Annotated in this window: 14 protein-coding genes; 2 read left to right on the forward strand and 12 right to left on the reverse strand. The window is 72.2% G+C overall.

Annotated features, from left to right (window positions below):
- Positions 1 to 111: 111 nt before the first annotated feature.
- From ABGB12_RS19080 to ABGB12_RS19090, 3 genes are all read right to left on the reverse strand, one after another.
- On the reverse strand, positions 112 to 921 hold the full coding sequence (locus ABGB12_RS19080) for an SAM-dependent methyltransferase (protein ID WP_347679707.1): 810 nt from the start codon (positions 919 to 921) through the stop codon (positions 112 to 114).
- A gap of 117 nt (positions 922 to 1,038) precedes the next feature.
- The gene (locus tag ABGB12_RS19085; RefSeq protein ID WP_347679709.1) at positions 1,039 to 2,025 is read right to left on the reverse strand and encodes a hypothetical protein; all 987 of its coding nucleotides are present in this window, start codon (positions 2,023 to 2,025) and stop codon (positions 1,039 to 1,041) included.
- A 443-nt stretch (positions 2,026 to 2,468) separates the two neighbouring features.
- On the reverse strand, positions 2,469 to 3,236 hold the full coding sequence (locus ABGB12_RS19090; protein WP_347679711.1) for a crotonase/enoyl-CoA hydratase family protein: 768 nt from the start codon (positions 3,234 to 3,236) through the stop codon (positions 2,469 to 2,471).
- A 149-nt stretch (positions 3,237 to 3,385) separates the two neighbouring features.
- Here ABGB12_RS19090 and ABGB12_RS19095 point away from each other — a divergent pair, with 149 nt between their 5' ends.
- Together ABGB12_RS19095 and ABGB12_RS19100 are read left to right on the forward strand one after the other, a co-directional pair.
- Positions 3,386 to 4,000: a TetR/AcrR family transcriptional regulator gene (locus tag ABGB12_RS19095; RefSeq protein ID WP_347679713.1), complete on the forward strand. Its 615-nt coding sequence runs from the start codon at positions 3,386 to 3,388 to the stop codon at positions 3,998 to 4,000.
- Entirely contained in the window at positions 3,997 to 4,452 is a 456-nt protein-coding gene (locus ABGB12_RS19100; protein WP_347679715.1) for a protein-tyrosine phosphatase family protein, read from the forward strand. The genes ABGB12_RS19095 and ABGB12_RS19100 overlap by 4 nt, the downstream gene beginning before the upstream one ends.
- On the opposite strand, the gene ABGB12_RS19105 is transcribed toward ABGB12_RS19100, so the two are convergent.
- From ABGB12_RS19105 to ABGB12_RS19145, 9 genes are read right to left on the reverse strand one after another with little or no spacing between them, the layout of a single operon-like run.
- Positions 4,449 to 5,363, reverse strand: coding sequence for a GntR family transcriptional regulator (locus tag ABGB12_RS19105; RefSeq protein ID WP_347679717.1), 915 nt, complete (start codon positions 5,361 to 5,363; stop codon positions 4,449 to 4,451). The two genes, ABGB12_RS19100 and ABGB12_RS19105, sit on opposite strands and share 4 nt — an antisense overlap.
- Positions 5,360 to 6,310, reverse strand: a complete 951-nt coding sequence (locus ABGB12_RS19110; protein WP_347679719.1) for a methyltransferase — start codon at positions 6,308 to 6,310, stop codon at positions 5,360 to 5,362. The genes ABGB12_RS19105 and ABGB12_RS19110 overlap by 4 nt, the downstream gene beginning before the upstream one ends.
- Entirely contained in the window at positions 6,307 to 7,854 is a 1,548-nt protein-coding gene (locus tag ABGB12_RS19115) for an NAD(P)/FAD-dependent oxidoreductase (protein WP_347679721.1), read from the reverse strand. The genes ABGB12_RS19110 and ABGB12_RS19115 overlap by 4 nt, the downstream gene beginning before the upstream one ends.
- Positions 7,851 to 9,251: an amidohydrolase gene (locus tag ABGB12_RS19120; protein WP_347679723.1), complete on the reverse strand. Its 1,401-nt coding sequence runs from the start codon at positions 9,249 to 9,251 to the stop codon at positions 7,851 to 7,853. Before ABGB12_RS19120 ends, ABGB12_RS19115 begins: the two co-directional genes overlap by 4 nt.
- Positions 9,248 to 10,492, reverse strand: coding sequence for an aspartate aminotransferase family protein (locus ABGB12_RS19125; RefSeq protein WP_347679725.1), 1,245 nt, complete (start codon positions 10,490 to 10,492; stop codon positions 9,248 to 9,250). Before ABGB12_RS19125 ends, ABGB12_RS19120 begins: the two co-directional genes overlap by 4 nt.
- An 11-nt stretch (positions 10,493 to 10,503) precedes the next feature.
- The gene (locus ABGB12_RS19130) at positions 10,504 to 11,187 is read right to left on the reverse strand and encodes a class II aldolase/adducin family protein (protein ID WP_347679727.1); all 684 of its coding nucleotides are present in this window, start codon (positions 11,185 to 11,187) and stop codon (positions 10,504 to 10,506) included.
- The gene (locus tag ABGB12_RS19135) at positions 11,184 to 12,548 is read right to left on the reverse strand and encodes an aldehyde dehydrogenase family protein (RefSeq protein ID WP_347679729.1); all 1,365 of its coding nucleotides are present in this window, start codon (positions 12,546 to 12,548) and stop codon (positions 11,184 to 11,186) included. Before ABGB12_RS19135 ends, ABGB12_RS19130 begins: the two co-directional genes overlap by 4 nt.
- Positions 12,545 to 13,591: a hypothetical protein gene (locus ABGB12_RS19140; protein WP_347679731.1), complete on the reverse strand. Its 1,047-nt coding sequence runs from the start codon at positions 13,589 to 13,591 to the stop codon at positions 12,545 to 12,547. The genes ABGB12_RS19135 and ABGB12_RS19140 overlap by 4 nt, the downstream gene beginning before the upstream one ends.
- Positions 13,588 to 14,202 (reverse strand): urea carboxylase-associated family protein, encoded by a 615-nt coding sequence (locus ABGB12_RS19145; protein WP_347679733.1) that lies wholly within the window; start codon positions 14,200 to 14,202, stop codon positions 13,588 to 13,590. The genes ABGB12_RS19140 and ABGB12_RS19145 overlap by 4 nt, the downstream gene beginning before the upstream one ends.
- Between the last annotated feature and the right edge of the window lie 10 nt (positions 14,203 to 14,212).

Below are 14,212 nucleotides of genomic sequence, written 5' to 3' on the forward strand. Positions count from 1 at the left end.
TCAGGCGGTCGGCTGCGGCACGGGGTGGCGCCGGCTCCAGTGCGACAGGACCGCCGGGCTCGGCCGTCGCCCCTGACTCCTGACCCGGGGGCGACGGCGTGGGCCGGGGGTTCAGGGTTTGCGGCCGACCCCGCAGACGGCATCGCTGGTCTCCAGCGGGGTGCCGACCTCCACCGGGCCGGGACGCCATTGGGCGCTGGTGGTGACGCCCGGCGGGACGAGTTCCAGGCCTTCGAAGTAGCGGGTGATCTCGTCCCGGCTGCGCAGGTGGTAGGAGCTGGCGGAGTTGGCGTTGTACGTCGCGATCGCCTGGTTGAGCGTCTCGTTGGTGTCGGTGCCGTCGCCGAGCGCCAGGTAGCTGCCGGACGGCAGCGCGTCGACCAGCGTGCGGACGATGCTGTGCGGATCGTCGGAATCCGGGAGCTGGCCCATGATGCCGAGCATGGTCAGCCCGATCGGCTTGCTGAAGTCCAGCGTCTCGGCGGCCTCGGCGAGGATCTTCCCCGGGTCGCGGACGTCGGCCTCGATATAGGCGCAGGCCCCTTCGGGGGCGCTGCGCAGCAGCGCCTCGGCGTGCACCAGCACCAGAGGGTCGTTGTCCACGTAGACGACACGGCACTCGGGCGCGATGGCCTGCGCGACCTCGTGGGTGTTGTCCGCGGTCGGCAGCCCGGCTCCGATGTCCAGGAACTGCCGGATGCCCGCCTCCTTGGCCAGATAGGTGACGGCGGCGACCAGGAACCGCCGCTGCAGCCGCGCCAGCAGGGCGATGTCCGGGAACATGTTGATGATCATGCCCCCGACCTCGCGGTCGGGCGGGTAGTTGTCCTGGCCGCCGAGGAGGTAGTTCCAAGTACGCGCGGAATGAGGCAGGTGAGCCTGGATCCGGTCCTGCCAACCAGGTGTTTCAGAAACATCCACTCTTTACATTTACACGTTCAAAATGGCTTTTGCCTTACTTCCCGGGAATGGGGAAGGGCCCGCCGGGGTGGGCGGGCCCTTCGTGTCGCCGGAGGAGGACGGCGACGTGGGGGATGGTCAGGAGTTACGGATGACGGCGGCCAGGGGCAGGGTTCCGCCGAGGATGGTCATGGCGGTGCTGCCGCAGGTGGACAGGTCGTCGGAGTTCCCGCAGTAGTGGCTGGCGGTGTAGGAGCCGGTGGCCATGTCCTTGGCCCAGGTGGAGCCGTAGTCGCGCAGGCGGGCGACCTGTGTGCTGTTGGGGGAGCAGGCGGCGCCGAGGACGCCGAGGGTGTCGGTGTTCTCGCCCTCGGAGTCGATGTGGCAGCTGCCGCCGGACGGCGAGACGCCCGCGTTGTACTTGGTCCACACGAGCTGGATGCCGACGAAGTCCGCGCCGAGCGAGGCCAGCGCGTCGAAGGAGTTGTTGAACAGGTTGATGAGGCTCGGGCGGGCCGCGATCTGCAGGACCGGGCGGGTGGCGCCGGCCGAGATGGCCTGGAGGTTGGCGGTGAAGCCGTCGCTGGCGACGCCGTCGAAGAGGATCGCGCCCTTCAGGTCGGCGTAGCCGTTGGCGGCCAGGCGGGCGCCGACGACGGAGGCGAAGTGGCCGCCCGCGGAGTGGCCGCCCACGATGTACTTGACGGGCAGCGCCCTGCCGTTCGGCGGGGTGAGGGTGCGGGCGCTGAGCGCGTTGCCCAGAGCGTTGCCCAGGGCCGCGTTGCCGCCGGTCATGTCGGCGTTCAGGCAGAACACCATGACGCCTTTTTCGGCGATCGCCTTGCTGGTGTTGGTGAGGTTGTTGCAGCCGCGGCTGAAGCCGTGCTGGACGAGCATCAGCGCGGAAGCGGTGCCGTTGGGCAGGTACCACTTCAGGTTGTAGGACGTCCCGCCGATGGTCGCGGACTCGGTGACGCAGGTGGTGCTGCTCGAAGAGTAACCGCTGCAGGCCGTGGCCGCGCTCGCCGCGGGGGCGGCGACGACCGTGGACGCCAGGAGCGCGCCGGCCGCGGCGGTGATCGCGAGGGCGGTCTTCTTCGGACGCCAACTGAAGGTGACCTTCACTGTCTCTCCTTGTGCTCGCTTGAGCTCGGTGGTGCGGCACCGGGCGGAAGGCCCGGCGTGATGGGTGACAGCGACGGCCCACCGGAACCGGCGTCGCGCCGGCCGTCGTCTCCTCGAGGGCGGGTGATGGTCCGGGAGATTTCCCAAAAAGGAAACGCTGTTTCCCAAAATGGGAGCCGCCTCCAGCTCCTCGGCAGCCCCGGAAGCCGGAATTCCGCTACCACCCGCTGAACAGCGGGGGTTTCCGGGCCCGGGTCGAGGTCGACCGCAAGCTGGATCCATGCATGCTCCTGACGGACAAAATGGAAACAACGTTTCGCAGAGTAGAGTCTTAGGCCGCCTCCAGGCAATGCCTTCGGGTACGAATCGGGGCGGAACGCCGAACCGGCGGGGCGCCGCGGGGCGGCGCCCCGCCGGTCGCGGGAACGGTGGATCGGCGCGCGTCAGCGCGAGTCGAAGGAACCGTGACGGCCCGCCCCGGACGAGAAGCGGGCGGCGCCGTCGAGGGCGTCCGAGGCCAGGGAGACCAGGCCGTGCCGGAACTCCGCGGCCAGGGCCTCCGCCTCGGTGAGGCCGTGCTGGTCCAGGACCGAGGCGCGGTCCCGGCGCAGGCACGTCTGCGGGAACGCCGCGAGGGTCTCGGCCAGCTCGCGGGCCGCCGCGAGGGCCCGGCCCTCGGGGACCACCCGGTTGGCCAGGCCGATGCGCAGGGCTTCGGCGGCGTCCACCGGGCGGCCGGTGAGGATGAGGTCCATCGCGTGGCTCTGGCCGATGAGGCGGGGCAGGCGGACGGTGCCGCCGTCGATCAGCGGCACGCCCCAGCGGCGGCAGAACACCCCGAGAACCGCGGTCTCCTCGACCACCCGCAGATCCGCCCAGACCGCCAGTTCCAGTCCGCCGGCCACGGCGTGCCCGCTGATCGCGGCGATCACCGGTTTGGACAGGCGCATCCGGGTCGGGCCCATGGGGCCGTCGCCGTCGGGCTCGACCCGGTTGCCGTCGCCGGTGCCGAGCGCGTGCAGGTCCGCGCCCGCGCAGAACGTCCCGCCCGTCCCGTAGAGCACCGCGACGGCGGCGTCATCGTCGGCGTCGAAGGCGCGGAACGCGTCGGCCAGGGCCTCGGCGGTGGGGCGGTCGACGGCGTTGCGGCGCTCGGGCCGGTCGATCCCGATCAGGGTGACCGGTCCGTCCTTGTCGACGATGACCGTCATGACCGGGGGTCCCCTTCGGTACCGGCCCACAGCGGTTCGCGCGGCGCGGCGCCCCTGCACACCAGGTCAACGGCCGACATGGAAGCCTCCTCGAATAAACAGTCCGTCTGGACGGTCTTTTTTAGCACGTCGGCCGCTACCATGGCCAGGTGTCAGAACGTCCCCGCCAGCAGAGATGGGAGCGCACGCGCGCGGCCCTCCTCGACGCCGCCGTCACCTGCCTGGTCGAAGACGGGTACGCCGAGACCACCCTCCAGCGCGTGCAGACCCGCGCGGGCGTCTCCCGCGGCGCGCTCCTGCACCACTTCGGGTCCAAGAGCGAACTGCTCGTGGCCGCGGTCCGGCACATCGCCGAACGCCAGATCGCCTACGTCCGCACCCGTTTCCACGACCTGCCCCCCGTCGAGGGCCGCGTCGACGCGGCGGTGGACCTCTTCCGCGAGGTGATGTCGGGCCCCCTGTTCCTGGCCGGCCTGGAACTGTGGCTCGCCGCCCGCACCGACGAGGCCCTCCGCCAGGCCCTCGTCCCGGGCGAACGCGAACTCGGCCGCACCCTGCACGACCTCCTCTCGCAGGCCTTCCCCCACCTGTCCGGAACCGACCGCCAGAGCACCGTCTCCCACGAGTCCCTCCTGGCGCTCCTGCGCGGCCTGGCCCTCAGCAGCGTCCTGCGCACCGACCGCACCATCGAGGACGAGGTCCTCCACCTCTGGGCCGACCAGATCCTCCGCCCCGTCCCGTCCTCCCTGGAGACCTCGAGATGACGGACTCCCCGCTGCCCGGCGCGATCCGGCTGCCCGACGGCTCCTGGATCCGGGGCCGCGGCCTTCGCCGCCCCCCGCCGGAGGGCCCCGCACCCGCCTTCGGCCTCTACCTCGGCTCGTCCCGGCTGCGCCGCCGCCACGACGACGCCCTGACGTGGCCGCACGAGTGGCTCGAATGGCCGGACTTCCTGCTGCCCCGCGACCACGCCCAGGCCGTCGAGCGCATTCGGTCACTGCACGAACGGGCCAAGGCGGGCGAGCCCGTCGAAGTCGCCTGCAACGGCGGCGTCGGCCGCACCGGCACCGTCATCGCCTGCCTGGCCGTCCTGTCCGGCCTCTCCCCGGACGAGGCCGTCGCCTGGGCCCGCGCCCACCACCACCCGCGCGCCGTCGAAACCCCCTGGCAGCGCCGCTGGGTGTCCCGCTTCGGGAAGGAGCGGCTCTCCGGCTAGCGGGTCTTCGGGCGGTGGACGACGGCGTGGACTCGGGCGGGGAAGGTGTTGCCGAAGTCGGGGTCGAGTTCCCAGTCGATGGTGATGACCTCGCGGGCCAGGGGGGCGGCGCCGTCGGGGAGGTCGCGGGCGTTGTTGCGGACGAGGGTGTCGGTGCCGGACAGGGAGGCCACGTCGTCGGTGCCGATGAGGAAACGTCCCGGACGGGTCTGGTGGTACTGGGTGACGAGGGCGACCATGCGGTCCAGGCCGCGTTCGGTGGGGGCCGCGACGACGATGCGCCGGTCGGAGGAGAGGGTGGCCAGGCGGCGGAGGACCGCGGGGCTGGGAGAGGCGTTGATTTCCACGACGTTGTCGAAAGAGCCGACCAGGGGCTCCAGGTCGCGCAGGTGGAAGATGGGGGTGGTGACGACGTCGTATTCGGTGTCGAGGCGGCGGCCCGCGGCGTCTTCCAGAAGAATGGGCTCGACGGAGATGCCGGAAGTGTTCTCGACCAGGGCGCTCATGCGTTCCAGGTCGCGCGGATTGCATTCCACGAAAGCGACGCGGGGGGCGGGGCGCAGGGCGTCGAGGGCCTCGTCCACCAGGTGTTGGATGTCCGCCGAGGACAATCCCGCGGACTGGGCTCGGGTGAAGAGGGCGCGCAGGTCGGAGCCGAAGGTCTCGGCGCTGAGCAGGGTCGATTCGGGGATCCGGGTGACGAAACTGCCCTGCCGGGCGTGGGTGCGGACCAGGCCGGAGGCCGCCAGTCGCTGGATGGCGCGGTCCACCGTCGAAGGATTGGTGCCCAATTCGGTGGCCAAAGCCCGGCAGGACGGAAGTTTCGTACCGACCGTGTAGACGCCTGCGCCGATACGATCGCGGAGAATGCGGTGCACATCGGTCAGCGTCAACAAGACAGCACCACTCATCCAGTTTCCCCCACCAGTACCAGAACGGGACGAGGATAGGCCGCTTCCCGGATTTCAGAAAGACCCGCGGCAGCGAGCAGATCCCTTATGGCGTCGGGGGTTCTGGCCTTTCCCGGGGTTTCCACCCGCATCATCAGGTCGAACAGCGGACCCATCGTCCCGGGGGAGTCACCGGGGATCTCCACGATGACGACCGAGCCGCCGGGGGTGAGCGCGGCACGGGCTTCGCGCAGGACCCGGACGCACTGCTCGTCGGTGAGGTCGTGCAGCAGGTGGGAGATCAGGACGGTGTCCGCCGAGCCGGGTTCGACACCGCAGGACGGCACGGCCAGGACGTCGGCGGCGACGGCCTTCACGTTCCCGGGGAGATCCTCGCGGGCCCACGCGACGACCTGCGGCAGGTCGACCATCGTCACGTCGGCTCCGGCCGAGGCCAAGGGGACGGCGTAGGAGCCGAGGCCGCCGCCGACGTCCAGGACGCGCCTGCCGGGGGCGAACTCCGGCAGGGCGGTCAGGTCGGGGCCGGTCTCCCGGGCGAGGGTGATGAGGGCGGCGAGGAAGTCGCGGGCGACCTGCGGTTCGGTCTCCAGCCGTTCGGTCCAGGGGGCCAGCCGGGGCTCGCCGGTGCGGATCGTGGGGTCCAGGTCGGTCCAGACCTTCGCGAAGAACGCCTCTTTGCGGACGAGCAGTTCCAGGTCCGCGCCCCGGCGCAGGCGCTCCGCCAGGGGGGTGAGGGTGTTGCCGGGGCCGAGCAGCCCGAGGGCGGTCAGGGAGGCGAGCAGCGTGCCGGTCGGGGCGGGGGCCAGGCCCAGTTCGGCGGCGAGGTCGGCGGCCTCGCGGGGGGTGTCGCCGAGCGCGTCGAACACGCCCAGGCGGCAGGCGGAGGCGATCACGGCGGCCGGCTGGTAGCCGGTCATCGCGTCGATCAGCTCGAAGGCGGTCTTCATCGGCTCTTCCTCTCGGTGGCGCGCATCGCGCGGTAGGCCCGCAGGCCCGACCACAGGCCCGAGGCCTCCTGCCGGGCCCTGGTCCAGGGCTTTTCGGCGGCGGGGCGCCGTCCGGTGTCGGTGAGCAGCGCGGTGGCCGCGGTCCTGCCGGAGACGCCGGACAGGCCGCCGCCGGGGTGGGTGCCGGCTCCGGCGAGGTAGAGGCCGGGCAGCGGGGTGCGGGGCGCGCGCAGGCCGGGCGGGCGCCAGCCGAGGAGCTGGTCGACGCTCAGGTCGAGGTGGTTGGGGTTGCCGTCGCCATGCAGCCGCTGTGACCAGGCGGCGGGGCCGGTGACGAGGACGTCGCCGGACAGGTCGGTTCCGAGCACCTTGGAGACGGACGCCAGGACGCGTTCGGCGGCCTGCTCCTCCAAGGCGGGGGTCCACGGGCCGTCGGCGCGGCGCAGGGGGACCACCGAGGAGATCCACATCCCCGTCCCGGCGCCGATGGCCATCGCCCAGGGAGAGCCGGGGAGGCGTCCCGCGATGACGTCGCCGAAGCCCCGCCGCAGGTCCTCCAGGCGGTCCTGGACGAAGCAGAGGGGGCCTGTCGGGTCGGCGAAGGGCTCGGGCGGGGTGAGTCCGGTCAGGGAGATGGTCAGTTCGCAGACGTTGAAGCGCCCTGAGGTGACGCTGTCGGCGGCTCGGCGCATCGCATCGGGCGGGGCGGTGAGCAGGTTCGTCGTCCGCTTCACGTCCAGCGTCGAGATGACCTTGTCCGCGGTGAGACGGTCGCCGTCTGCCAGCGTCACGGCGTAACCGGTGTCTCCGACACGCTCCAAGCCGGTGACTTCGGCTCCCGTACGGACTTTCCCTCCGGCGGCTTCCAGCGCCGCGACCAGTGCGGAGACCAGTGCTCTGGAGCCGCCCACCGGACGCACCGCGGGCTCGCCGTGCATGGACGGCAGTAGCAGTGCGAGCATTCCGGAGCCCGGCGCCCAGGCTGGGATCTGTCCGTGCGCCGCGTAAAGAGCGAGCGAGGCCCGCAGGTGCGGGTCGCTGAAGGTGCGTTCCAGGACGGCTTCCGCCGACGACAGGAGCATCCGGAACGTGGTGTCGCCGCCGCGTAGACCGTTCAGGACAGCGGCGAGTTCGGTCATCGTCGGAGGGCTGGCGAAGCCGTCCAGCACGGAGAAGAACGACCGTGCCTGCCGTACGAGCTCCAGGTACGCGGCGGCGTCGGCACCGAATCCGGCTGCCGTCTCCTCGGCCGAGACCTCGAAGACGCGGCGTTCGCCGTCGCCGAAGAGAACCGTCTGGAGCCGGTCGCGTTCGACGTATTCCAGCCCGAAGGCGTCCAGGCCGAGGTCGGCCGCGATCGCCGCGATGCCTCCGTGGTCGACGGCTCCACGTTCGGCGATGGCCTCGCCGGGGAGTTCCTCCGTCCAGACGCAGCCGCCCGGTGTCTCGGACGCCTCCAGGACGGTCACCTCGACTCCGGCTCTGGCCAGGTACACGGCGGCCACCAGCCCGTTGTGGCCGCCGCCGATGACGATCGCGCTCATGTCGTCCTGCCTCCGAGCCGGGAGAAGCCGGCGGAGGCGAGCCCGGAGGTCTCGGCGATACGCCGGGTGAGCGGGCGGCAGACCTCGATCTGCTCCCGTTCGTCGATGACCGTGCAGGCGTGGTCACTGACGAGGTTCCGTCCGTCCACCCACACCTCGCGTACGGAGCGCGGTGAGGCCCCGTAGACGAGTTGGCCGCAGGGGTCGTGCAGCACCGACACGCAGACGGAGTCCTGGAGGAGCACCAGGTCGGCCCGCTTGCCGGGCTCGATGCTGCCGACGAGGTGGTCGAGTCCGAGTGCGCGCGCCCCGTCCAGTGTCGCCATCCGCAGCACGTCGGAGGCGTCGATGACCGACGGGTCCAGCGTGTGCACCTTCTGCAGCAGCGCCGCCATCTTGACGGCTTGGAGCATGTCCTGGCCGTCGTTGGACGCCGCCCCGTCGGTGCCGATGCCGACGGCGATCCCGGCTTTGCGCAGCCGGGGCACCGGGCAGACACCGGAGCCGAGGATCATGTTGGCGACGGGGTTGTGGGCGATCGCCACGTCGTGCGAGGCGAGGATGTCGATGTCGGGTTCGGTCACCCAGACGCCGTGCCCGGCGATCAGCGGCCGTTCGAACAGTCCCAGGCGCAGCGCGTGCGGGATGGTCCGCACTCCCCACCGCTGTGTCGCGGCGACGAGTTCCTCGCGGACCTCGGCCAGGTGGGTGTGCACGGCCCAGCCGTGGCTCCGGCAGGCGTCCACACCCGCTTCGAGCAGTTCGTCGCTCTGCCCGAGCAGCGTTCCGACCCCGTACCGGTAGACGATCAGCTCCGCGTCGGACGCGGATTGAGCCAGTGCCTCCTGCTCGGCCATGATCCGTGTGACGTCGGCCCAGGCGGGCTCTCCCGGGGCCGCGATGTCCTCGGCGCCGAAGGAGACGACGCCCCGCATCCCCGCCGACTCCAGCCCGGCGACCACGCCGAGGCTCGCGTACGCGTCGGGGTTGCAGTGGACGAACATGTCGTTGACCGTCGTGACGCCCGACAGGAGCATCTCCACGGCCCGCAGACGGGTGCCTTCGCGGGCGTCCTCCTCGGTGAGCACCGAGCCCAGCGGCCCGACGATCCCCGCGCCCCACTCGAAGAGCGTCAGTTCCGAGCCCATCCCGGTGGCCAGCGCCTCCGACAGGTGGGTGTGGGTGTTGACGAAGCCCGGGATGAGCAGGCCCGTCCCGTCGCCCGTGACGGGAACGCCGGGAAGCGCCGCGCGCAGGGCTTCGTAGGGTCCGACGGAGACGATCCGCCCGTCGCGTACGTGCACCGCGCCATCCGGGACGTCCCCTTCCGGCCCGACGGTCAGTACCCAGGCCGCCCGGATCAGGACCTCTTCGCGGGCCAGCGGCGGCCCGCTCACGCCAGTCTGCCGAGGACGGTGCGGAGCACGCCGATGAAGACGTCGATCTCGGCGGGCGTGATGACCAGCGGCGGCGTCACGCGGATCGTGCCCTCGGAGTTGAGGACCGAGCCGACGAGCACTCCGCGCTCCTGCATCATGTCGGCCACCTGCTGGGCCGGGACGCTCAGCTCGAACGCGCACCACAGGCCGCGGCCCCGGATGTCGACGAGCAGGTCGGGGAACTGGCCGCGCACCGACTCCAGCCGTTCGCGCAGGTACGTGCCGAGTTCGGCGGACCTGGCGACAAGCCCCTCGTTCTCGATCACGTCGAAGGCGGCGATGCCCGCCGCGCAGGCGACCGGGTTGCCGCCCATCGTGGTGAGGTGGCTGAGCGCCGGGTCGAGGAACGTCGCGAAGACCTCCGGACGGGCCAGCACCGCGCCCAGCGGGAGCCCGCCGCCGACGGCCTTCGCGCAGGTGACGATGTCCGGCTGCACCCCCCACAGCTGGTGGGAGAACCAGACCCCGGCCCGTCCCATGCCGCCCTGCACCTCGTCGCAGATGAGCAGCGCACCTGCGCGGTCGCACAGCTCGCGCAGCCCCGGCAGGTAGCCGTCGGACGGGACGCGGATGCCGCCCTCGCCCTGGATCGGTTCGACGATCACCGCGGCGGTCCGCTCGTCGATGGCGGCAGCGGCGGCCTCCAGGTCGTCGAAGGGGACGAACTCCACCTCGGGCAGCAGCGGCTCGAACGGCTTGCGCCACTGCTCCCGCCAGCTCACCGACAGGGCCCCGAACGTCCGTCCGTGGTAGGCCCGCTCCATCGCGACGAACTTGGGCCGCCCGGTGTACTTGCGCGCGAGCTTGAGCGCGCACTCCGTGGACTCCGCCCCGGAGGAGGTCAGGTAGGCGGTGCTGAGCGCGCCGCCCGCCGCGCGGGACAGCCGTTCGGCCATCTCCACCTGCTCGGGGATGACGAACCGCCCGTACACGTTGACGTGCGCGTACCGGGTGATCTGCCGCTGCACGGCCTCGACCACCGCCGGGTGGGAGTGGCCCACGTTGGCGACCGCGATGCCCGACGTCATGTCCAGGTAGACGCGGCCGTCGGCGGCCCGCAGCGTGCAGGCGTCGGCGGCGGAGACCACCAGCTCCTTGCGGCCGGGGACGGTCTGGGACAGGTGGGCGGCGAACCGGTCCCGGTAGGACTCCAGTTCCTCTTCGCTCATCGTCGCCGAGGGCTCCAGCGAGTTCAGCATCGGTCTCCTCCTCAGTTCTGGTCGTCGGTCCGGGTGCGGAAGCGGTGGGCGAACCAGCGGCAGGCCCGGACCAGTTCCACCGCGCTGTCGGGCTCCCGCGCGTCCCATTCGGCCTCGGTGACCGGGCGGGCGGCAGGAGGCGTGGGGGCGAGCGCGACCCGCGCCCGTTCTTCGAGCGCGTACAGCCGGGTCGCGGCCTCGGTGAGCGTCGCCCCCACGGCGAGTCCTCCGTTGGCCCGCAGCAGCAGGGCGCTGTCGGGGCCGAGCCGCTCGGCGGCGGCCCGTCCCCTCCGCAGATCGGAGATCAGCGCGATGTCGTCGTGGACCCGCACCCGGCGTCCCGCCAGCAGCCCCAGCCCGTGCAGGGCGGGCAGGTCGGCGTCGGACGCGCCCCAGGCGACGGCGGCGGGGGAGTGCCCCCGGCAGATCGCCATCACGTCGGGGCGGGCCGCGTAGATCTCCAGGTGGAGCCGGATCTCCAGTGGAACGTCGTCCAGCGCGCCGCCGACGGCCTCACCGGACGCGTCGAGCAGCACCACGTCCTGCGCCCGCGCCGCGTCCATCGGCCGCGTCGAGGTGATCGCCACGCCGTCGGGCAGCCGCGCCGACACGTGCCCGAACGCCTCGACCAGCCCGGCCGCCGCGATCATGCGGGCGGTCCGCGCGACCTCCTCCCGCACCCGCTCGACGCTCATCGGGGGACGTCCAGAGGCGCGGCCGCGGGGCGGAGCCCGCGGATGGCCAGGAAGCGGGTGCGGGTCAGCTCCTCGATCGTGTAGCCGTCGCCTTCGCGGCCCGCGCCGGCCATGCCGACGCCGCCGAACGGGACGACCGGGGGCCGGTAGTTGTTGGTGCCGTTGAGGACGACGCCGCCGAAGTCGAGCCGCTGGGCGACGGCCATGGCGCGGGGCAGGTCGGGGGAGAAGACGGCGGCGGTGAGGCGGAGGGCGCTGGCGTTGGCGACCGCGGCGGCCTCGGTGTCGTCCTCGACCGGGATGACGGTGAAGACGGGACCGAAGATCTCGTCGTCGCACGCCACGGCGGCGCTCGTCGGGACGTCGGCCAGGAGGGCGGGCCCGTACCAGGGGCCGTCCGCCTCCGAGGCGCCGAGGACCAGCCGTCCGCCCTCGGAGACGGCCCGGCGGACCTGTCCGGCGACGCGGGCGGCGGCGCCGGCGTCGATCAGCGGGCCCAGGCGGGCGTCCTCCTTCAGCGGGTCCTCCGGACGCACCTCGGCGAGGGCCGCGTGGAGGCGTTCGGTGAGGTCGCCGGCGATGGAGCGGTGGGCCAGGACGCGCTTGGTGGCGGCGCAGGCCTGGCCGTTCATCAGGAGCCGGCCGCGGAGGGTCTCGCTGACGACGAGGTCCAGGTCGGCGTCGGGCAGGATGATCGCGGCACCGTTGCCGCCCAGTTCCAGGTGGAGGGGGCGCAGCAGGGCGGCGGTGGCCGAGGCGACGGCGACGCCCGCGCCGACCGAGCCGGTCAGGGACACGGCGTCCACGCCGGGGGCCGCGCACAGGGCGGCGGACAGCTCGGTACCACCGGGGACGACCTGCAGGACGTCCTGCGGAACACCCGCCTCGTGGAGCAGCCCGCAGACCTCGGTGGTCGCCTGAGGGTTCTGCGGCGGCGGCTTGACGATGACGACGTTGCCGGTGGCCAGGGCGGCGGCGGTCTTCTCGACGGTCAGCTCGACGGGGAAGTTGAACGGGATCACCGCGACGACGACGCCCACGGGCACACGTTCCACGAGGGTGAGGTCGCGTTCCCCGCCGGGGAGGGCCCCGGTCGGGGCGAGGGCGCCCGCCCAGGTGCGGCCGAGTTCGGCGTTGACCTCCAGCAGGCGGGCGGCGCCGCGCACCTCGCCGCGGGCCTGGGTGATGACCTTGCCCGACTCCCGTGAGTGCAGGACGGCGAGTTTCTCCAGACGTTCCCGGACGAGGTCGGCGGCGCGGCGGAGCACGTCGGCGCGGGCGTGCGGGGCGGCGTCACGCCAGCCCGGTAGGGCCGCCCGAGCGGCGGAGACGATGCCGGGGACGGCTTCGGGGGAGGTCATGAGCGTCCTCCCGTCACGCTGTCGATCCAGCCGTTGAGGTGGGCCAGGGTCTCGGGGAGCGCCAGCGGGGTGTCGCGGCCGTCGCCGCGGGCGAACACCGAGCGGACCGAGCCCGGCGAGGAGGAGCGGCCCTGCCCGGCGAGGCGGACGGCCAGGGCTTCGAGCGCGGAGTCGAGCTGCCGCCGGTCGGGCATCAGGGTGAGCGCTCCGGGAAGCCGGTCGAGGACCCCGGTCAGCGGCTTCAGGCCGGTCGGCCCGCGGCGCGAGGAGGGGATCCCGTCGGCCTTCCGGCGCGGCAGGTCGGCCAGGAAGCTGATGTGGGTGAGGCCGGGTGACACCCACGCGCCGATCCCCGTGTACGAGGGGCCGACACGCTCCAACGTCGTGGCGAGCACCGCGACCAGCGCGTCGTGCATGTCGACATACGCCTCGCGTTCGCCCGGACCCCAGCGCCAGGTGCCGTCGGGCGCGGGAGTGGCGGTGTTGTCCTCCCGGTAGGGCGTCACGGAGGTTCCGCGCGACTCGAACAACCCCGGGTCGTCGTAGGACGTGGCGGGACTCTGCTCGCCGCGCCAGTGGTAGACGTGCTCGTACGGCACCAGCGCGAGGGGTTCGCTCACCACGAAGCGGTCCAGCACCCACCCGTCGCGGACCATCGGCGACACGTCGAGCAGCCGGGGGTCCTCCCCGGGCTCCAGGCACGCGTCGAGCCCTTCGGGGATCTCACCGCCGGACGGCTTCCAGCCCGCGGCGAGCAGCGCGGTGTTGATGCCGCGGTGCTCGCGGCTCGTCGGGTACGGCTTGTACTTCGTGCACGGGATCAGCACGGCGATCCGTCCGGCGTCCGCGCCCGGCACCGGCGAGGGCGTCCACTCGTGCTGGACGAAGTCGAGCCACGCGGCCACCCGGGGGTGCTGGAGGGAGTCGACGTTCTCCTGCGGCGAGTAGAAGCACATCGTCGGGTCGATCGTGAACGGAGGCCGGATCTTCCGCGCGGAGACGGGGAGGCGCGCCTGCCGGGAAAGCTCGTAGAAGGCGGTCATCGCTCGTCCTCCGCGTCTCGGACGACCAGACGCATCGACGTGGGGTCGTAGTTGTTGCACGGGCTGAGGTCCTGCGGGCAGGCCGACACCAGCACGATCAGGTCGCGTTCGGCGCGCATCGTGATGGTGGAGCCGGCCGGGTGCAGCGCCGGGTCGGTGACGACCTCGCCCGTCTCGGTCACCCGGTTGTGCATGAAGACGTTCCAGGCGTTCTCGCCGCGTACCGTCAGGTCCAGTCCGAGGAGGTCACGGGCCTGGAAGAGGTTGTCCAGGCAGCTCCGGTGCCCTTTGACGCCGTAGGAGTACTCGTACCGTTCGGGGTCGCAGCACGGCACCACGATGTCGTGCCTGCCCACGTCGTCGCGGACGATGGTGAGCAGCGGGTTGCGGTGGTTGGAGTACAGGCTCTGCCCGACCTTCAGCAGTACGGAGGTGTTCACGGCGGCCGTGTGCGCGGGGGAGAGGTACTCCTCCTCGGGTTTGGCGGCGTCGTAGGCGACCAGGTCGGCGACCTGGCTTCCCTCCAGGTCGATCAGGTCGAGCAGCTGCCCGGCCGCGACCCGCACTCCCCGGCCTTCCTCGGCGGGGATGAGGACATCGGTGATGGTCATGGATCTCTCC

This window comes from Actinocorallia sp. B10E7 (assembly GCF_039871655.1).
GTDB lineage: Bacteria > Actinomycetota > Actinomycetes > Streptosporangiales > Streptosporangiaceae > Actinocorallia.